This window comes from Methylomonas sp. BG-2, from assembly GCF_057766305.1.
In genome coordinates this window covers 1-17,333 of sequence record NZ_JBYMAP010000081.1, presented here as the reverse complement: position 1 = coordinate 17,333, position 17,333 = coordinate 1, and the positions used below count along the sequence as shown (strand labels likewise).

Below are 17,333 nucleotides of genomic sequence, written 5' to 3'. Positions count from 1 at the left end.
GACATTAAATACCGACAGTGGAGCGGCGGCATCGTCGGCCGCTATGTCGGCAAGCAATTTTCCAGTGCCAACGACGACAATTCGGATACCGTCAACCGCGTGTACGGCAGCTACGATCCGTATTTCCTGGTCGATACCCGCATTGCCTACCAAGCCACCCAAAACATCGATCTGGCGTTTTCGGTGAACAATTTGTTGGATAGGGAGTATTTCTCGTTTTATCGGCAAGCCGGCCGTAGCGTGTACGGCGAAATTTCCTACCGTTTTTAAGCGCCGGCGGCTCCGGCCATGCTTGGCCGGAGCCGCTGATTGTCAGACCATGAAGTTCAGTTGTTGCACGCTACCGGCCTGGCCCTGCTCGGTTAAATAGAAACCGCTGCTGGCGATTTCCGCGCGCGACTGGTTCTGCTCGTCCTTCAGTTGGAACGGCGTGGTCAGATGGCCCAGGTAGATCGCACCGATATTCTTCGCGCCCAACGCCAGTAATTGTTGGCTACCGTCGGCGTGGCGCTGCCAGATTCTGAGTTTTTGATAGATGGCATCGGCGGCGTCGATGAACTGGTTGCCATCCTGATCGTAGTTGGCCAATTCGGCGAAGCCGTTGCCGGTCAACGCGCCGAACAGTTCGGAACCGTCGTTGACGCTGCCGTCGTTGTTTTTGTCCAAAGCCAACAAGCCGCTGCCGGATTTCAGGCCGGCAATCTGGTCCGGCGTGCCGTCGGCGTCGATGTCGAATTGGAAGGAACTACTGGTCAGTTCGGCGGCCATGCCCTCGAAATTGATCACCAAGGGGTCTTTTTTTTGGGTTTCGCCGATCTGTATCGTGTTGCTGACTTCGGCGTAAAAACTCCGGCTCATATTCAGCGACAGCGAAAAACTCAAGGACTGACCGTCCCGGGTATTAATCGTCCCCTCGGCGCTGAACGAAGTGGTTTCGCTTTCGAAGTAGCTCAGCGTCTGTTGATAGGTCAGCCCCCCGTTGTCCGCTGGCGCGGCCGGCGCGGGCTGTTGATCCTGGTAGGTCGGCTGCTCGGCGCCGGCCGCCAGTTGGTCGGGGCTGAAGGTTTTCAGATCCCGGCCGGTGATTTCCTTGACCATGCGCCGGATGATTTGCATCATCAAACTGTCTTTCGATTCAACCGGTTTCTCGGTATCCAGCGCCTTGGTCCCGCCAGATTGATTGGCCTGTTTGGCTTGACCGGCTCGGCTGAGAGTTAACTGTTCGCCGGCCGGCCGGCGCGATTCGCCGGACCGCCGGTCAGGATGGCGGATGCGCAACGATTCCTCGCGCTGACTGAGCTGTTGCTGTTGGTGCCGACCCAGCATTTTGATGGCGGCGTTGTCAATGATCATAAAGCCCCCTACTTAAAAAATAGTGCGATCCGGTTATCGGCGGGCGGGCCTAAATATTTAATTTATCCTCAATTTTTTGCTTAAAGCCAAGGAAATGCACGGTTTGCAATTGATCCGGATGGTCGGCGCCCATGGCTTGGCAGGGAACCTCGATCTCGGTGATGTGGAAGGGATAATTCTCGCTGGCCTTTCGAAAGCTCAATATGTGCTGGCGGACCGCGCCAAAGCCGCTCGGATCGTCAAGCGGAAACCAGCGCTCGTTGCAATACACACCCAACCGGCTGGGCGTCTCGCCGGCAATGCGTACGCTCAGATCCATGGTGCTGGCCTTTAATATGGGCTGGGCCGGATGACAGGAAACCACGCCGGCCGAGTTCCGGTAGATCTCGTAGTATTTAAGGAGCGGGGTTTGCGGCAAGCGGTCCTGGGCTATTAAGGTCGCGAAAAATACCGAGTAATGGGCCAGCACGTGCTCCGCGCTGGCATTGGCATGCTGGCGCAAATACAGTGCCCCGTACTCGTCGACGATATAAACCCCAACGTGCTTGCTGGTGGCATGGTAGAACAATTGGACGGTGCCCGGCTGATTGTATTGATATAGAAACGGGATATAGGTCTGTTCGAGCACGTAATCGTCGAAAAACACCGGTGCGTATTGACCGTGCGGTTTGGCTAACTCGTGCAGCAATTGGGGCTGAGTTTCCAGTAAGTAATAGTTCAGATGCTCGCCGTTCAACACAAACATCGCGTAACCGCCGCCAGCCGCGGTGACATAACGCTGGTACGGCGCCGCCGGTCGGTGGGCGATGGCCGTCAACCGGCCGAACAGGGCTTCCAGCCGACTGACGATACTGCGGCCGCGCACCGGGGTATAGCACAACGCCGCCATCTGGCCGGTAGCCACCGGCTTTACGCCGTCGTTGAATAGCTCGGTCAAGCAAGTGAAGACCCCCTCCAAGCCGCTGTAGTGGTGTAGGGTCGCTTCACCCCACTCGCTGATCGACAAGCGTTGCATCCCCAGTACGAAACATAAACGGTTGTCGCCGTAACTGAGCGGATCGGCGCGTTCACTCATCACCAGTTGCTTGGCATGGCCGCTGTCCACCGGCAATTTGTCGCGCCAGTTGACCAGCAACAGCGAGGCTTGCAAACGATTGGGGCGGTTGTAGACGGTAAGATCGGCTTCTCGACTCAACAGATGGCGCGTCAGAAACTGGTTTAATTCACCCAACAACTGTTGAGCCTCGCCGCCGGCTTGGGCGGAACCGGATTCCAAAACGTGCAGGTTAATGCTCTTTTTATATAAACCGTTGATCACGGCCCAGCACAGCAACTCCAGCAAACTGTCGCCCCGCTTCACCGCGCGCTCGAGCGCCATTTGCCTGGCGGACGGCCGTTCCGTGAACAAGTACCAAGTCGGCGCATCCGAACCGGCCTTGACTTCCGCCGCGACCAACAAATCGGGTTTGTTTTGCACCGCCTGACGAGTGGACAGCACTTCGATCTTGCCCGGACGCAAATCCAACTCGACTTTCAACTTGCGGCCAATCAGCTTCAAATCTTGATTCTCGCGCTGCGCTTGATCCAACGGCATGCCGACGAATTGCAGAATCATTTTTAGGCATTGCCGCAGCTGTTGACGAATTACCGCATGTTCGGCGCCGGCCTTGGCAATGTCCCAAAAACGCACCGTCGCCAGATTGTCCAGCAAATCGTCGGGCCATTGCCATTGCTCGGCCACCTCCCGCAGGAAGTCCTGCTGCATCTGACGAACCCGGTTTTCGATCGCGGCGCCACTGGTGCCGACAATCTTCAGGTAAAAACATTCGCGGGCCAATTCCAGGCGCCGCCCGCCGTCGATGCCGCGCAAATAGGCGTCCACCTTGCTGTAGATCATTAGGTAGGGATCAAGACTATCGACACTAAACTCGCCTTGATAGATCGCGCGCTTCAGCGCCAGGCACAGCCAGCGCGGCGTCGGAAATTCGCTGGCATAGCTTTCCATTAAAAACAGCTTTAGCAGCGATTTGTGCGGCGAAGTCAAGGACTTGAAGATATGCCACAGCGTCGCGCTGGCAAATTCGGCAACCGGCACCTGGTGCATGCCGCCGAAATCGATCACCTCCGGCTCGGAAACAAAACGGTTTTCGAGCAAGTGCTTGATGTATTGCGGGTATTGATGGTCTTGCTCCGGCGGCACCAGCCACCAGAGCGGAATTCGACCGGCAATATAAATCGAGGTGCGGTAGAACTCTTCCAGCAACAGATAGTGTTGCGTTTCGCCGCTACTTTCCTTCGAAATCGGGGTGTTCTCTCCGCGTGAGAATTGGCCGGCATCCATCAGAAAAAAGTGGGTTTCCAACTTCAGCGACGCCGCCCATTTTTCGATGTCGCGGGCCTTTTGTTCCAGTTCCGCCAGTTGGTCGGCGGCCAAACCCGGCGCGTGGCACAACCAGATATCGATGTCGCTGTCCCTGGAAAACGCCATGCTGCCGACGCTGCCCATCAGATAGATCGCATCGATCGGATGCTGGCGCAGCGCCTTGCGCTTAAAGACAAAACCCTTGCTGAATTGCTTCGCCGCGTCCAATGTTTGCTTGGTCGGCGCGTAATCCGGAATCCCGGCCGGCGTTTCCAACGCCACGAATCCGGGTAGCAAGGGGTGGTTTTGATGAAACAGCAGCGGCAGCAATTTTAAAAACTCTTGTTGCCGCGGCTGCAGCAAGCTTTGAACTCTTTGCAGACGCTGCTGATTAAAATGCTTGAAGCGTTGAACGACGGCCTGCAAGTCCTTGCGGCTGATGTCTTCGCCGGGAGCGCCCAATTGAATAGCGGGAAGTCGATTGATCACGGATGCCGAATTCGCTGAGTTTGCCGTCTAGTATAGAGGCTTCAGGCCAGATGCGCTTCCAGTCTAACGAATTCGCCACCGCCGTCCCGGTAGCAAGTAAACCGGGTCAATCCGGCGTGCGGCACCGCAATCGCGAAGCCGCGCTCCACCGGCAAGTCCAACAATACGTTGAACAGACAGCGAATCACGCCGGCGTGGCAAACCGCCAACACCCGCTGGCCGGCGTGGCCGTCGACGACGCGCCGCCACCCCGTGCTCACCCGCGCCGCGAAATCGGCATAGGCCTCGCCGCCGGGTGGCGGGCAAGCGTAGGGGTGTTCGCAAAAAGCCGCCCAGCGCTCGGGGTCGGACGTCTGAATCTCCGCCGCGGCCCGCCCCTCCCACGCACCGAAGTCTATTTCCCGCCAGGCCGGTAAAATTTCCAACGGCAAGCCGTACCGGGCGGCGTAGGCAGTGGCAAAATCCCGGCATCGTCTTAGCGGCGAACTTACCACGCTATCCCAATCGCCGCCTCCGCAACGGGCTTCCATGGCTTGCCAGCCTTGCTCGGTCAATGCGTCGTCGCGGCTGCCCCGGTAAACCGCGCCGCCTTGTGCTTCGCCATGACGAAGTAAATCGATGGTGGTGGTCTCTACAGTCAACCCGCGCTTCCTCGCAAAAAACCAAGATTCTATCCTAGTCGGTCGGCGGCAACCCGCCAGCCGGCCTTGTCGCATAAACGTCATTTTCGGCGCGCGATTGTCTGCTTTGTTGCAATTTAGACAATCTCATCCATATTTCCCACGGGATTTTCAAGGTAATGGCGCCACCAGTCGCTCGGCATGGATGTTGCGTAAGCTCTGCGGGCTTCAACCGGCCGGCCCCAGCGCCGCCGGAAAAAAACAATAACCGCGAATTCGAGCCGGGACGGCCGAATCCGCAGATCCGCCCCGCGCGGATCGCGTATGGCAACGCCAGGAGTGTCCATGATCGAAACCTTTTACGATGTGATGCGCCGGCAGGGCATCACCCGCCGCAGCTTCTTGAAGTTTTGCAGCCTGACCGCCGCGTCGCTGGGCTTGAGTCCGGCGTTCGCGCCGAAAATCGCCCATGCGATGGAAACCAAGCCGCGCATTCCGGTGTTGTGGCTGCACGGTCTGGAATGCACCTGTTGTTCGGAATCCTTCATCCGTTCCGGCCATCCGCTGGCTAAAGACGTGATTCTGTCGATGCTGTCCTTGGATTACGACGACACCATCATGGCCGCTGCCGGCCATAACGCCGAAGCCATCGTCGATGAAATCGTCGAAAAATACAAAGGCAATTACATCCTGGCCGTGGAAGGCAATCCGCCGCTGGCCGAGGACGGCATGTACTGCATCATCGGCGGCAAGCCTTTCGTCGAGCAACTCAAGTACGCCGCCGAAAGCTGTAAAGCCATCATTTCCTGGGGCTCCTGCGCGTCGTGGGGTTGCGTGCAGGCCGCCAAACCCAATCCGACCCGCGCCACGCCGGTACACAAAGTGCCGGGTTTGGCTGACAAACCCATCATCAAAGTGCCGGGCTGCCCGCCGATCGCCGAAGTCATGACCGCGGTGGTGGCGTATTTATTGACCTTCGACAAACTGCCGACCTTGGACAAACAAGGCCGGCCGCAGATGTTTTACAGCCAGCGCATCCACGACAAATGCTATAGAAGGCCGCATTTCGACGCCGGCCAGTTCGTCGAGCAATGGGACGACGAAGCCGCCCGCCAAGGCCATTGCCTGTACAAAATGGGCTGCAAGGGACCGACCACTTACAACGCCTGCTCCACGGTGAAATGGAACGAAGGCACGTCGTTTCCGATCCAGTCCGGCCACGGCTGTATCGGTTGTTCCGAGGACGGTTTCTGGGATAAGGGCAGTTTTTACGACCGCCTGACCGGCATCAACCAGTTCGGCATCGAAGCCAACGCCGACGTGGTCGGCGGCACCGCCGCCGGCATCGTCACCGCCGGCGTCGCCGCTCATGCCGGCCTGACTGCCTTGAACCGCGCCAAACAAGCCGATAAACAACCCGGAGCCGAATAATCATGACCGTCACTGCTACCCCCAACGGTTTTCATCTGAACGACGCCGGCCGCCGCGTGGTGGTCGATCCGGTCACCCGGATCGAAGGCCACATGCGTTGCGAAGTCAATATCGACGAGGAAAACATCATTCGCAACGCGGTGTCCAGCGGCACCATGTGGCGCGGTCTGGAAGTGATCCTGAAAGGCCGGGACCCGCGCGATGCTTGGGCCTTCGTGCAACGCATCTGCGGCGTCTGTACCGGTACCCACGCGTTGACCTCGGTACGCGCGGTCGAAGACGCGTTGAAAATCAAAATCCCGGAAAACGCCAACTCGATCCGCAACATCATGCAATTGAGTTTGCAGGCCCACGACCACTTGGTGCATTTCTATCATTTGCACGCGTTGGATTGGGTCAACCCGGTCAACGCGCTGAAAGCCGATCCGGTCGCGACCTCGGCGTTGCAGCAACAAATTTCGCCGAGCAATCCTAAATCCTCGCCGGGTTACTTCCGCGATACCCAAAACCGGCTGAAAAAGTTTGTCGAATCCGGCCAGCTCGGCCCGTTCAAAAACGGCTACTGGAGCAATCCGGCGTATTTACTACCGCCGGAAGCCGACTTACTGGCAGTCACCCACTATCTGGAAGCGCTGGATTTTCAAAAAGACATTATGAAAATCCGCACCATCTTCGGCGGCAAGGACCCGCATCCGAACTGGTTGGTCGGCGGCGTGCCGTGCGCGATCAATATCGACGGCGTCGGCGCGGTCGGCGCGGTCAACATGGAACGCTTGAACCTGATTTCGTCGATCATCGACCGCACCATCACCTTCATCGACCAAATCTACATCCCGGATTTACTGGCGATTGCCCAGTTTTACAAAGGCTGGTTGTACGGTGGCGGCATTTCCGGCCAAAGCCTGCTGTCATACGGCGACATTCCGGACAAAGCCAACGACTACTCGGCGGCCAACTTGCTGATGCCGCGTGGCGCGATCATCAACGGCGATCTGAGCAAGGTCCACGAAGTCGATCTGACCGATCCCAAGCAGATTCAGGAATTCGTACCGCACTCCTGGTACAAATACCCGGACGAAGCCGCCGGCCTGCACCCCTGGGACGGCATCACCGATCCCAATTACAAGCTGGGCTCGAACACCAAGGGCGATCGCACCCACATCATGGAATTGGACGAATCGGCCAAGTATTCCTGGATCAAGGCGCCGCGCTGGCGCGGTCACGCGATGGAAGTCGGTCCGCTGGCCCGCTATGTGATCGGCTACGCCCAAGGCAATAAGGAAATTACCGAGCAAATCAATTTCGTGTTGAAAACGCTGGACGTGCCGGTCAGCGCGTTGTTCTCGACGCTGGGCCGCACCGCCGCGCGCGGCCTGGAAGCCCAGTGGGCGGCCGGCAAGATGCGTTACTTTATGGACAAGCTGATCACCAACGTCAAGGCCGGCGACCTGTCCACCGCCAACGTCGAGCGTTGGGATCCGGACACCTGGCCGACCAGCGTCAAGGGCGTCGGCTTCACCGAAGCACCGCGCGGCGCGTTGGGCCATTGGCTGAAAATCGAAAACACCAAGATCGCCAATTACCAATGCGTGGTGCCGACCACCTGGAACGGCTCGCCGCGCGACGAGCAAGGCAATATCGGCGCGTTCGAGGCTTCGCTGATGAACACTAAAGTCGAGCGTCCGGAAGAACCGGTCGAGATTTTGCGTACGTTGCACAGCTTCGATCCTTGTCTGGCCTGTTCAACCCACGTGATTAGCCCGGACGGGCAGGAACTCACCAGCGTAAAAGTCCGATAACACCACTGACAGCGCGGATACGCACAGGGCTATCCGCCGCGGAATTAATACAGGTGGCAGGCGGCGAGCCTAGCCACCTCTTCCGGGAGATCCCAATGAACAAATTTTTGACATTCGCCATCTTGTTACTCGCGTTCGGTTCCGCCGAAGCTCACAGTCACCCCGGCATCGACAGCTTGAGCCACGGCCTGGAACACTGGATTCTGTCGTATCAACGCTGGTTGCCCTATTTGGCGGCGGCCATGTTGAGCTTGGTCGCGATGCTGGTCGTCAAAACATGGGCCAACAGCCGCCGGAGCTCGAAATGAGCACGCCGACCGCTCCGGTTTACGTCTACGAACTGCCGGTTCGGCTATGGCATTCGCTGAATGCGTTGGCCATCGTGGTATTGGCTATCAGCGGCTATCTGATCGCCTCGCCGTTGGCTTCGCCGGCCGGCGAAGCCTCCGAGCATTTCTTGATGGGCTATATCCGCTTTGCGCATTTCGCCGCCGGCTACCTGCTGGCGATAGGCATTGCCGGCCGGGCTTACTGGGCCTATGCCGGCAACGAGCATGCTCGTCAAATCTTTCTGCCGCCGCTGCTGCAAGGCCATTTTTGGGACGGCGTCTGGTGTGAAATCCGTTGGTATTGCTTTCTGGAAAAACAGCCGCGCCATTATATCGGTCACAATCCGCTGGCGATCCTGGCGATGCATTTTGCCTTCGTTTGGGGCGCCTTGTTCATGATCGTGACCGGATTTGCGTTGTACGGCGAAGGCGAAGGCCAAGGCAGTTGGCAATACGCGCTGTTCAGCAGTTGGCTGCTGCCCTTGTTCGGCGACAGCCAGACCGTACATACCTGGCATCATTTGGTGATGTGGCTCATCGTTTGTTTCGTGGTGATACACGTCTACGTGGCGGTGCGCGAGGAAAAATTGTCCGGACAAAGCATGCTGTCGACAATCGTCACCGGTTGGCGCGTCTTCAAGGACGACAAACCCATCGACGACGCCCATTGAGCATGCCCGCCACGCCGCGAATTCTGTTGCTGGGCATCGGCAACCTGCTGTGGGCCGACGAGGGATTCGGCGTTCGCGTCATCGAACATCTGCAAAAATATTACCGGTTCGCCGAGCACGTCACGGTGCTGGACGGCGGCACTCAGGGCGTGTATTTAGTGGACTACGTGCAAAACGCCGACGTGCTGGTGGTGTTCGACGCGGTCGATTACGGCCTGCCGCCGGCCACATTGAAAATTGTCGAGGACGCGGACGTCCCGAGCTTCCTCGGCGCCAAGAAAATGAGCCTGCACCAGACCGGCTTCCAAGAAGTGTTGGCAATGGCGCAAATGTTGGGCGACTATCCGGAACGTCTGTTGCTGATCGGCGTGCAGCCGGAAGAATTGGAGGACTACGGCGGCAGTTTGCGGCCGAGTGTGAAGGCGCAAATTCAGCCGGCGATCGACGTTGCCATTGCCTACCTGGCCGAGTTCGGCGTGGTCGCCGATGCCGTTGACGTTCCCAGAGACTTGACCGATCCCATCCTGGACATCCAGCGCTACGAACAAGAGCGCCCGGCGCCTGAAATTGCCTGCCGGCTCGGCGACGAGCGCATCGTGCTGTCAAACGCCTTTGAAGTGCGGCCGCCGCAAGCGCCCGAGCAACCGGGCTTACAAGTTGATGTCGACTATCGGGGGAAATACTGATGTGCATAGGCATTCCGATGCAAATCGTCGAATCGCGCGGCGAGACGGCGATCTGCGTTTATCGCGGTCAGCATAGCCAAATCGATATGATGCTGGTCGGCGAACAAGCGGCCGGTACTTGGCTGCTGGTGTTTCTGGACACCGCCCGCGAAGTGCTCAGTTCCGAGCGCGCCGCGCAAATCAGCGACGCGCTGGAAGCGATGCGGCTGGCGATGGCCGGTCAAACCGATTTCGACCATTTATTCGCCGACCTGGTGGACCGCGAACCGCAATTACCGGAGTTTTTACAATCATGACCACCCCCGTCGCCCGCTTGGTCAGCCAATACGGTTTACCGCTGTTGAATGCCGACAACTTCGATCACTTCGTTTACGGCAACGCCGACGTGGTGTTGTTCTTCGCCGGCGATCCGGTGATGTTCCCGGAAAGCGCGGACTTGGCGGTGATTCTGCCCGAATTGCTGAAAGCCTTTAGCGGCTTAATGCAAGGCGCGCTGGTTGACCGCGGCATCGAACGCGAACTGCAAGCCCGCTACCGCTTCACCGGCTGGCCGACCTTGATTTTCCTGCGCCGCGGCGAATATTTGGGAACGATCAGCGGCCTGCGGGACTGGCCGGAATACGGCCGCGAAATCACCCGGATTTTAGCCGCCGAGACCTGCCAACCGCCCGGTTTCGATTTGGATAAGGTTTGCGGCGTTGGACACGCATAGTTTTGATTTTTAGGACGGTGCTTGCTGTCGGTGTTCGCGGGCTTTAAATAACTTAGCGGTCTAATTCCCTCTCCCTGCGGGAGAGGGTTAGGGTGAGGGGAATCTCATCGGCTCTTTAACAATTTGGTGTCGCTATCGCGACGGAAATGAGGTTGGACGTATACTATCCCCGTCGAGCCAGTAGTGGCGTGACTGAGTTTTCTACTTTACGGGAGTATCGCCGATATGAATCTCAAACAACTGGAAGCCGAAATATTTTCCTTACCGCTTCAAGACCGGGCCGCTTTGGCGCAGCGGCTGTTATTGAGCCTCGAGGAAGTTTCCGAGTCGGAGTTCGAGCGGTTATGGGGCGAGGAATCGGCGCGTCGCGTCGCTGAGTTCGACGCTGGCAAAGTGCAATCTATTTCCGGCAAGGTAGTTGCCGAGAAAGCCCGTACCTTGATTAAGTGAACTACGAGTTTCTTCCCGAGGCGGAAGCCTAATATCTGGAAGCGATTCGGTTTTACCAAGATAAACAAAACCGGCTTGGTGCTTTGTTGATTGATGACTTCGAACGTGTCTTGAATTTGATTGTGCAAAAACCGGAAACTTGGCGAATGCTTCATCCATCAGGAATCCGCCGCGTTGGTCTATCGCATTTTCCTTATTCGGTGTTTTATCGAAATTCCGCCGGGCGCATATTGATTACGGCGTTTGCCCACCATCGGCGTAGGCCGGGATATTGGCTTTCGCGGGTTTAATTGAAAAGGATGAACATGGCGACAGAATTTATGGTTGAAGAAAATGAGATTGTCGATTATGTCGAAGACAGCGCGGCCGTCAGTGTCGATGATTTGGATGGCGAAAAAAGCCGCTATAGCCAAATCGCTCGCGACCAAATAGGCAAAAAGAAAACGGTCAGTATTCGATTGTTGGAAAGCGATCTTGAACAGTTGAAGGCGCAGTCGGTTAGGCAGGGCTTGCCGTACCAGGTGTTGATTGGTTCGTTGATACATCAGTATGCGAATGGGAAGATTAAATTCGATGTTTGATGAGTGCGTTATTCTAGTTTGCTAGTTTTTCCGGTTCACAACCTCCAGGTTGGGAAAGATTGCCTCGGAAGCTCTGGTTTCCATTCTTTTCGAGTAAATGTGTCGCTGTCGCGACGAGTGTTTTAAAGTCAGTTTCACGAAAAACTTCCCTGTTTTTCGCCCCGCGGGTGCTCCGCATGCAAATCGGCTATCCTGCCGATTTGTCAGCCCGACGGCCGAGATACTTTCTTTTGCTTGGCCAAAAGAAAGTATCCAAAGAAAAGGCCACCCGACATTCCGCCTTAATCCTGCGCTTTACGAAAACCATCCATGGTTTTCGCCCTGCGGGCCAGCCTATCAGCTGTTCAAATTTGCTCCAGGCAAATTTGTCGCTTTTGGCGAGGGTTTTCGGAAGGGGCTTCCCAGCCCCTCCGAAAACGAGCGGCATCCTTGCCGCTCCCCTGCGGGCTAGTCTCGCCAAAAGCTGCGATGCTCGGGGCGGAATAACGGGAATAGTCCACTCCAACGGTTATTGTGTGTAGCAACGGTTTTTTGGTAGGCTGGGTTGGAACGGTAGTGTAAACCCAGTTTTGGCCTATATTGCTGGGTATCACTTGGCTCTATCCAGCCTACTAACTGCCACAAAAGTTTTGGAGTGTTTGATGTATCGAATATTGTTGCTGTCATTTTTTTTGCTTCCCGGTTGTCAAACGAATGTCAGATCAAGCACCGCTTGCCAATCCATAATCGAAATTGCCGACGCTGGAAAAATCCAATCTTCGGTGCTAAAGGATGAGCCATCCTTGCGTGAAGCATTTCCGTCAATACTCAAAACATCAATTTATACCGTTAAAGCAGATCTTAATGGTGATGGCTTCCAAGAGATATTTGGTTCGTTTCCAGTTGATGCGTCTATCAAGGGGTTAGTTGCCGGAATCAACTCCGACTATGAATTGGTGCTGATAAATCCGGGCCGTGAGCAAGGGGATGAAATACAAGTTAGCGGGGCGCAAGACTTAATCAATCCGGTTACTACAGATTCTTATGAGAAGCGAGTGATTGAAATTGATGGTGTACCTTACATCGTTGTGTTGAATGCAGGTTATCGAGGACGCCACGCTTTTGTCACTGACGAGAATTCTCCTAGGGCTGTATGGCGGGTAACAGACAATTTCCAGCTTGCTATTGAATGCGAGCTTGAGCAATTTCAAGAAGCGGACGGGAAAAAATACTACCGTATTCTAAAAGATGACGAACGCATTCTTCGGGAAGCCAAGGAAAATCGAACGCCTGATAATAATCCATGGTATTTGATTAGCCGATTGCCTGGGCTCACTGCTTTTGAGGTAGCGCTTGCCGCAGGCTGGGATATAAATTCATCAGGAGAATATTCAACACCACCGCTATGGGTGGCTATTTATGAAAAACGGTTGGATTTGGTCGAAGCGCTGTTATCAAATGGTGCTTTGCCTAATGTGTTTCCCAAAAAACCGGAAGTGGGTGATGAAAATAGGATGGTCACACCGCTTGAATACGCAATGGGGCCAGAAGCTGACTACAACTTGGCGAAAGTCCTTATAGAAACCGTTGGGGCTAAGAATTTGAAAGTGCAGATTGTCGACAGCGCATTGGCTTGGGCGATATCTTCCTATAATCCCGAAATTGTTGAGCTTTTGTTAGAAAATGGTGCGGAAGTTGATGATCAGTCTGTTAGGTTTTGGATGGTAACTGCCGAAAACGATTCGGCGGAGAAGGTGCTGAAAATTTTGATGACGCATGGCATGGACCTAAACAAGAGTTACCGTTTTGAATTTCCTGTTTCCGGTATTAAACGAATCAATGAAAATACGCTGTCTATAGGCCCCGAAATTACGTTTGCCGAAAAGGAACTCACCCCACTTGAATTTGCGAGATATATGGGTAATAAGTCAGCCGAGAGGTTACTTATTCAGGCAGGGGCCAGATAACAAATCATCACCAGATAATCGGAACTGGGTCTTTTTGTTATTCCTCGTTCCCTCGCGCCGCGTGGGAATGCAGACTAACCGCGCCGCGGTCAGGTTAAAACCAATCCCAATAAATCGGCAATAAGCCTTCCATGCCGGCATAACTACGCGCACTGGAATAGCGCCAATGTTCCGGCAAATCGACGTAACCGCGTTTGACCGGGTTGAGGTGGATGTAATCGAGTTTCTGCCGTAAGACTTCGGGATTCTCGATCAGCTGCGGATGGCTGCCTTCTTCCCACAATTGATAGTTGCGGTCGGTTTTATGCGCTTTGCGAAACCATTTGAGTTGAGCTAATAGCCGCTCGGCTTTGATTTCGTGTAAATAGTCGATTAACTAGCGAGCGGTGTAGGATTTGAAATGGGCGATTTGATTGGCTAGATCGTCGGCTTGAATCAACAAATGCATGTGATTTTCCAGTATCACAAAGCCGTAAATTCGCCAGCCGTGCTGTTGTTGGCGATAATGCAAGGCGTCCAGTACGATTTGCACGGTGGACGGCCGGGTGAACAGGGGTATCCAGTTGAGCACGGTGCAGGTTATGAAGTGCGGATATTGCGGCTGGAGAATTCGGTAACGGCTACGGCCCATCAGTTTCACCTGGTCGGGTTCCTTATACGTATCTTACCGCCGGCGCGGTAAATCTGCATTCCCACGCGGCACGTGGGAACGAGTAAGGGTGAAAACCTTGGATGGTTTCCGTAAAACTGGCTTCAAATAAACCGCGATAGCGACACCCAATAGACACACCCTCTTAATTCAACCAAACACCAAAACATGACCAGCATATCTCTCCCAATTTTCGGCCAAGGCAGCCAACCCGCCGAGGAAGACGGCGTCGAACTCGATTATCTGGCGATGCCGGAAGAAATGACCACCTACCGGATGCCGACGATTTCGGTGGACTTGAACGGCGCCGATCTCGCGCAAGCCAAAACCGTGTTGCAGCAACTGGAACAGGATTTAGCGACCTACCCGGCAACCAGCCAAACCATAGACTTGATCGCCCTGGACCAAACCAATCGCCAGTTCGTCGACGAACTGCTTGGCGAGGGCGAAGTCAGCATGCTGTGTAACGGCGCGCAGACCCAGCGAATTCAGGAATCGGTGCTGGCCGGCGTCTGGCGGTCGCAGCGGTTGGATGGGCAAAAACAGATTGTCGCCGACACCTTGGAAGTCGGCATCATCCCGCAAGCCATCTTGCAAACTGCCTTCGCCGATGCCGCTCAACATATCGATACCGACATGAGCGCGTTGCCGGATGGGGTGATGAACGCGCCGCCGTTGCTGGCGGAATTGAATGCCAAGATCGCCGAGTATCAACCCGGCGCGGAAGCCCACATCATCAACCTGAGTTTGCTGCCGCAAACCGAGCAGGACTTGGCGTTTCTGGAGCAACGCTTGGGCAAGGGCGCGGTGACGATTCTGTCGCGCGGTTACGGCAACTGCCGGATCGATGCCACGGCGACCCGCCATGTCTGGTGGGTGCGTTATTTCAATTCGCAGGACACGCTGATCCTGAACACGCTGGAAGTCAGCGAGGTGCCGACGGTGGCGTGCGCGTCGGCGGAAGACATTGCCGACAGTCACCAGCGCTTGCAGGAAATCTTGCAGGTGTATTTGTGAGCGAAGGCTTTTTTGCCGGGGCTTACGGCGGCGATGCCTCGCGGCTGCCGGCCGAGGCCAAGCTGGAATGCAAGATTTGCTGGCATGTCTACGACCCGGCCGAAGGCGATGCGGTCTGGCAAGTGCCGCCCGGCACCGCCTTTGCCGATCTGCCCGAGCATTGGAGTTGCCCGCAATGCGGCGCGCCGAAAGCGGGATTTCTGCTGTTGGACGACCCCGTATAAGCCGAAGCGCCGGCCCATCCCTGCGCGAAGCTTTGGACTTCGACCATTTAACCTAAAAAGAGCAGTTGGCGTGTGTTGCGAGCCGTTCGTGCCGAGCCCTTCGGCTGCGCTCAGGAGAGCCTTGTCGAAGCACGGACGGCTCGCAACACACTCACCCTCCGGGTGATTGAAAAATCCCGCTCGCCCTTCGATGAACTCAGGACGAACCGGATTTTTCATCGCCCAACGGCTCTTTTTAGGTTTAAGCTTTCGATTCGCGCGCTGGATCGGCTTTGGTTACACTCAGCGGCGTCTGTTTCCAATCCTGGGCTTGCCGCCGCGCTTTCAATGTATATCGACCTGCACTGCCACTCCGCTCGGCCCGAAGCCGCGCTTAGTCTGGTCAATTTCGACTTGGCGTCGCTGAATACCTTCGACGCCGACGCCGCCATCGCAGCGGCCGGGCGAACCCGCATCAGCGCCGGATTGCATCCCTGGTATCTGGCCGAGCCTACTCTGACGCCAGCCTTCGAAGCCTTGGAGCGTTTGGCGCCCTATCTGGCCGCGGTCGGTGAATGCGGTTTGGATCGATGCGCCGCGACTCCTTACGAGTTACAACGGCGGACCTTCATTCGTCAGATCGAATGCGCCGAACGCTGGAAAAAGCCGTTGATCGTGCATTGCGTGCGGGCTTTTGGCGATTTGCTGGCGCTCAAGCGCGCGCTGCTGCCCCGGCAAACCTGGATCGTGCACGGCTTCACCGGCAAGCCGGGCTTGGCCGAGCAACTCGTCGGCGCCGGTTGTTACTTGAGTTTCGGTAAAGCCTTACTGAACCCGCGCGCCTCGGCGCGCGACAGCTGGCGGGCCGCGCCGCTGGATCGGGTGTTCCTGGAAACCGACGCGGCCGACATCTCGATTGCGACAATCCATGCCGAAGCGGCTACAATTCGCGGCCTTGATTTAACCGCGCTGCAACGCCAACTCGTTGCCAATTTCGATAGAGTGTTTCGATGACCGACTTAAGCTGGCTGTCCCGTACCGAATTGCTGATCGGCAAGCCCAAACTCGACAAACTGCAACAGGCCCACGTGTTGGTGGTCGGCATGGGCGGCGTCGGTTCCTATGCGGCCGAATTCATCTGCCGGGCCGGCGTCGGCAAAATGACGATCGTCGATGGCGACGTGGTCGAAGCCAGCAACCGCAATCGGCAACTGCCGGCGCTGGCGACCACCCACGGCCAACCCAAGGCCGACGTGATGGGCGCTCGGCTGCTGGCAATCAATCCCGACCTCGATCTAACCATCAAATACGAATTCATCACGCCGGATACCGCCGCCACGCTGCTGGACGAATGCCACTACGACTACATCGTCGATGCGATCGACAGCCTGACGCCGAAAATTCATTTGATCCGGGCCGCCAAGGCGCGCAAGTTGAAAATCGTCTGTTCGATGGGCGCCGGCGGTAAACTCGATCCGACCCATTTGAAAGTGGTCGACATCTCTAAAACCTATAACTGCCCGTTCGCCCAGTTCATTCGAATACGCTTGCGCAAGCACGGCATTCATCGCGGCGTGAAAGTGGTGTTTTCGCCGGAAGTGGTGAACAAGGATTCGTTGATGTTCACCGACGGCAGCAATTACAAGAAATCGGCCTACGGCACGATTTCCTATCTGCCGGCGGCTTTCGGCGGCGTTTGCGCGTCGGTGGTGATCCGCAACTTAATCCACGACCCGGCCCATCACTGACCTCGACCCGTCACATCGATCATGAGCAAATCGCCAACCAATCGCGGCCCCAGCCAAATCACGCTGGTTAATAGCCAACGCTTGCGAGCCCTGACAAGCCGCGCGGCGGCAGAAAGTTCGCCCTCGGTGCCCCGGACCACTCAGTCAGCTACTACCGGCGAGGATGCGGCGGCTCGTTTGCAACGGGAAATCAACCAGCGGGTTGCCGAAATCCTGCGCCAGCTGCCGCCCGGCAAGCAGCGCAGCCTGTTCAAAATCCGTTACGGCCTCTACCCCGATCAATTGAA

At 56.3% G+C, this 17,333-nt stretch carries 19 protein-coding genes and 1 pseudogene; 16 read left to right on the top strand and 4 right to left on the bottom strand.

The window, feature by feature from the left end:
• Window positions 1–270, top strand: a 270-nt coding sequence (locus tag AC3B8H_RS09670) for a hypothetical protein (protein WP_488441380.1), incomplete at its 5' end; no start/stop codon positions are given.
• Between the two features lie 42 nt (window positions 271–312).
• Here the strand turns inward: AC3B8H_RS09670 and AC3B8H_RS09665 are convergent.
• The 3 genes from AC3B8H_RS09665 to AC3B8H_RS09655 are packed head-to-tail and all read right to left on the bottom strand — an operon-like array spanning window position 313 to window position 4,845.
• The gene (locus AC3B8H_RS09665) at window positions 313–1,353 is read right to left on the bottom strand and encodes a hypothetical protein (RefSeq protein ID WP_488441379.1); all 1,041 of its coding nucleotides are present in this window, start codon (window positions 1,351–1,353) and stop codon (window positions 313–315) included.
• 49 nt (window positions 1,354–1,402) lie between these two features.
• Window positions 1,403–4,204 (bottom strand): class I adenylate cyclase domain-containing protein, encoded by a 2,802-nt coding sequence (locus AC3B8H_RS09660; protein ID WP_488441378.1) that lies wholly within the window; start codon window positions 4,202–4,204, stop codon window positions 1,403–1,405.
• 41 nt (window positions 4,205–4,245) lie between these two features.
• The gene (locus AC3B8H_RS09655; protein WP_488441377.1) at window positions 4,246–4,845 is read right to left on the bottom strand and encodes a histidine phosphatase family protein; all 600 of its coding nucleotides are present in this window, start codon (window positions 4,843–4,845) and stop codon (window positions 4,246–4,248) included.
• A gap of 324 nt (window positions 4,846–5,169) precedes the next feature.
• On the opposite strand from AC3B8H_RS09655, the gene AC3B8H_RS09650 reads away from it, so the two are divergent.
• The 10 genes from AC3B8H_RS09650 to AC3B8H_RS09605 all read left to right on the top strand — a co-directional run bounded on the left by AC3B8H_RS09650 (window position 5,170) and on the right by AC3B8H_RS09605 (window position 13,429).
• Window positions 5,170–6,255: a hydrogenase small subunit gene (locus tag AC3B8H_RS09650; protein WP_488441376.1), complete on the top strand. Its 1,086-nt coding sequence runs from the start codon at window positions 5,170–5,172 to the stop codon at window positions 6,253–6,255.
• 2 nt (window positions 6,256–6,257) lie between these two features.
• Entirely contained in the window at window positions 6,258–8,054 is a 1,797-nt protein-coding gene (locus tag AC3B8H_RS09645) for a nickel-dependent hydrogenase large subunit (RefSeq protein ID WP_488441375.1), read from the top strand.
• A 95-nt stretch (window positions 8,055–8,149) separates the two neighbouring features.
• Window positions 8,150–8,362: a hypothetical protein gene (locus AC3B8H_RS09640; protein WP_488441374.1), complete on the top strand. Its 213-nt coding sequence runs from the start codon at window positions 8,150–8,152 to the stop codon at window positions 8,360–8,362.
• Window positions 8,359–9,054, top strand: a complete 696-nt coding sequence (gene cybH, locus AC3B8H_RS09635) for a Ni/Fe-hydrogenase, b-type cytochrome subunit (RefSeq protein WP_488441373.1) — start codon at window positions 8,359–8,361, stop codon at window positions 9,052–9,054. The genes AC3B8H_RS09640 and cybH overlap by 4 nt, the downstream gene beginning before the upstream one ends.
• 2 nt (window positions 9,055–9,056) lie before the next feature.
• Complete coding sequence (locus AC3B8H_RS09630) at window positions 9,057–9,740, top strand: HyaD/HybD family hydrogenase maturation endopeptidase (protein WP_488441381.1); 684 nt, start codon at window positions 9,057–9,059, stop codon at window positions 9,738–9,740.
• The gene (locus AC3B8H_RS09625; RefSeq protein WP_488441372.1) at window positions 9,740–10,036 is read left to right on the top strand and encodes a HypC/HybG/HupF family hydrogenase formation chaperone; all 297 of its coding nucleotides are present in this window, start codon (window positions 9,740–9,742) and stop codon (window positions 10,034–10,036) included. Before AC3B8H_RS09630 ends, AC3B8H_RS09625 begins: the two co-directional genes overlap by 1 nt.
• Window positions 10,033–10,452 carry a hydrogenase gene (locus tag AC3B8H_RS09620; RefSeq protein WP_488441371.1) on the top strand — a complete coding sequence of 140 codons (420 nt, stop codon included), beginning with the start codon at window positions 10,033–10,035 and terminating at the stop codon, window positions 10,450–10,452. Before AC3B8H_RS09625 ends, AC3B8H_RS09620 begins: the two co-directional genes overlap by 4 nt.
• 225 nt (window positions 10,453–10,677) lie before the next feature.
• Window positions 10,678–10,902: an addiction module protein gene (locus tag AC3B8H_RS09615; protein WP_488441370.1), complete on the top strand. Its 225-nt coding sequence runs from the start codon at window positions 10,678–10,680 to the stop codon at window positions 10,900–10,902.
• Window positions 10,903–11,207: 305 nt separating this feature from the next.
• On the top strand, window positions 11,208–11,483 hold the full coding sequence (locus tag AC3B8H_RS09610; RefSeq protein WP_488441369.1) for a hypothetical protein: 276 nt from the start codon (window positions 11,208–11,210) through the stop codon (window positions 11,481–11,483).
• 641 nt (window positions 11,484–12,124) lie between these two features.
• Complete coding sequence (locus tag AC3B8H_RS09605) at window positions 12,125–13,429, top strand: ankyrin repeat domain-containing protein (RefSeq protein ID WP_488441368.1); 1,305 nt, start codon at window positions 12,125–12,127, stop codon at window positions 13,427–13,429.
• A 94-nt stretch (window positions 13,430–13,523) separates the two neighbouring features.
• On the opposite strand, the pseudogene AC3B8H_RS09600 reads toward AC3B8H_RS09605, so the two are convergent.
• Window positions 13,524–14,060, bottom strand: a pseudogene (locus AC3B8H_RS09600) (REP-associated tyrosine transposase).
• 186 nt (window positions 14,061–14,246) lie between these two features.
• Here AC3B8H_RS09600 and AC3B8H_RS09595 point away from each other — a divergent pair.
• From AC3B8H_RS09595 to AC3B8H_RS09575, 5 genes are all read left to right on the top strand, one after another.
• Window positions 14,247–15,095: a hydrogenase expression/formation protein gene (locus AC3B8H_RS09595; RefSeq protein ID WP_488441367.1), complete on the top strand. Its 849-nt coding sequence runs from the start codon at window positions 14,247–14,249 to the stop codon at window positions 15,093–15,095.
• On the top strand, window positions 15,092–15,319 hold the full coding sequence (locus AC3B8H_RS09590) for a rubredoxin (protein ID WP_488441366.1): 228 nt from the start codon (window positions 15,092–15,094) through the stop codon (window positions 15,317–15,319). Before AC3B8H_RS09595 ends, AC3B8H_RS09590 begins: the two co-directional genes overlap by 4 nt.
• 327 nt (window positions 15,320–15,646) lie before the next feature.
• The gene (locus AC3B8H_RS09585) at window positions 15,647–16,312 is read left to right on the top strand and encodes a TatD family hydrolase (RefSeq protein WP_488441365.1); all 666 of its coding nucleotides are present in this window, start codon (window positions 15,647–15,649) and stop codon (window positions 16,310–16,312) included.
• Window positions 16,309–17,046, top strand: coding sequence for a tRNA threonylcarbamoyladenosine dehydratase (locus tag AC3B8H_RS09580; RefSeq protein ID WP_488441364.1), 738 nt, complete (start codon window positions 16,309–16,311; stop codon window positions 17,044–17,046). The genes AC3B8H_RS09585 and AC3B8H_RS09580 overlap by 4 nt, the downstream gene beginning before the upstream one ends.
• Window positions 17,047–17,067: 21 nt before the next feature.
• Window positions 17,068–17,333, top strand: a 266-nt coding sequence (locus tag AC3B8H_RS09575) for a hypothetical protein (protein WP_488441363.1), incomplete at its 3' end; no start/stop codon positions are given.

Bases quoted from the DNA above. Each gene is read 5' to 3' on its own strand.
- AC3B8H_RS09615 (WP_488441370.1), top strand. From the start codon at position 10,678: ATGAATCTCAAACAACTGGAAGCCGAAATATTTTCCTTACCGCTTCAA.
- AC3B8H_RS09645 (WP_488441375.1), top strand. From the start codon at position 6,258: ATGACCGTCACTGCTACCCCCAACGGTTTTCATCTGAACGACGCCGGC.
- AC3B8H_RS09650 (WP_488441376.1), top strand. From the start codon at position 5,170: ATGATCGAAACCTTTTACGATGTGATGCGCCGGCAGGGCATCACCCGC.
- AC3B8H_RS09595 (WP_488441367.1), top strand. From the start codon at position 14,247: ATGACCAGCATATCTCTCCCAATTTTCGGCCAAGGCAGCCAACCCGCC.
- AC3B8H_RS09630 (WP_488441381.1), top strand. From the start codon at position 9,057: ATGCCCGCCACGCCGCGAATTCTGTTGCTGGGCATCGGCAACCTGCTG.
- AC3B8H_RS09580 (WP_488441364.1), top strand. From the start codon at position 16,309: ATGACCGACTTAAGCTGGCTGTCCCGTACCGAATTGCTGATCGGCAAG.
- cybH (WP_488441373.1), top strand. From the start codon at position 8,359: ATGAGCACGCCGACCGCTCCGGTTTACGTCTACGAACTGCCGGTTCGG.
- AC3B8H_RS09620 (WP_488441371.1), top strand. From the start codon at position 10,033: ATGACCACCCCCGTCGCCCGCTTGGTCAGCCAATACGGTTTACCGCTG.
- AC3B8H_RS09625 (WP_488441372.1), top strand. From the start codon at position 9,740: ATGTGCATAGGCATTCCGATGCAAATCGTCGAATCGCGCGGCGAGACG.
- AC3B8H_RS09605 (WP_488441368.1), top strand. From the start codon at position 12,125: ATGTATCGAATATTGTTGCTGTCATTTTTTTTGCTTCCCGGTTGTCAA.
- AC3B8H_RS09640 (WP_488441374.1), top strand. From the start codon at position 8,150: ATGAACAAATTTTTGACATTCGCCATCTTGTTACTCGCGTTCGGTTCC.
- AC3B8H_RS09665 (WP_488441379.1), bottom strand. From the start codon at position 1,353: ATGATCATTGACAACGCCGCCATCAAAATGCTGGGTCGGCACCAACAG.
- AC3B8H_RS09585 (WP_488441365.1), top strand. From the start codon at position 15,647: ATGTATATCGACCTGCACTGCCACTCCGCTCGGCCCGAAGCCGCGCTT.
- AC3B8H_RS09610 (WP_488441369.1), top strand. From the start codon at position 11,208: ATGGCGACAGAATTTATGGTTGAAGAAAATGAGATTGTCGATTATGTC.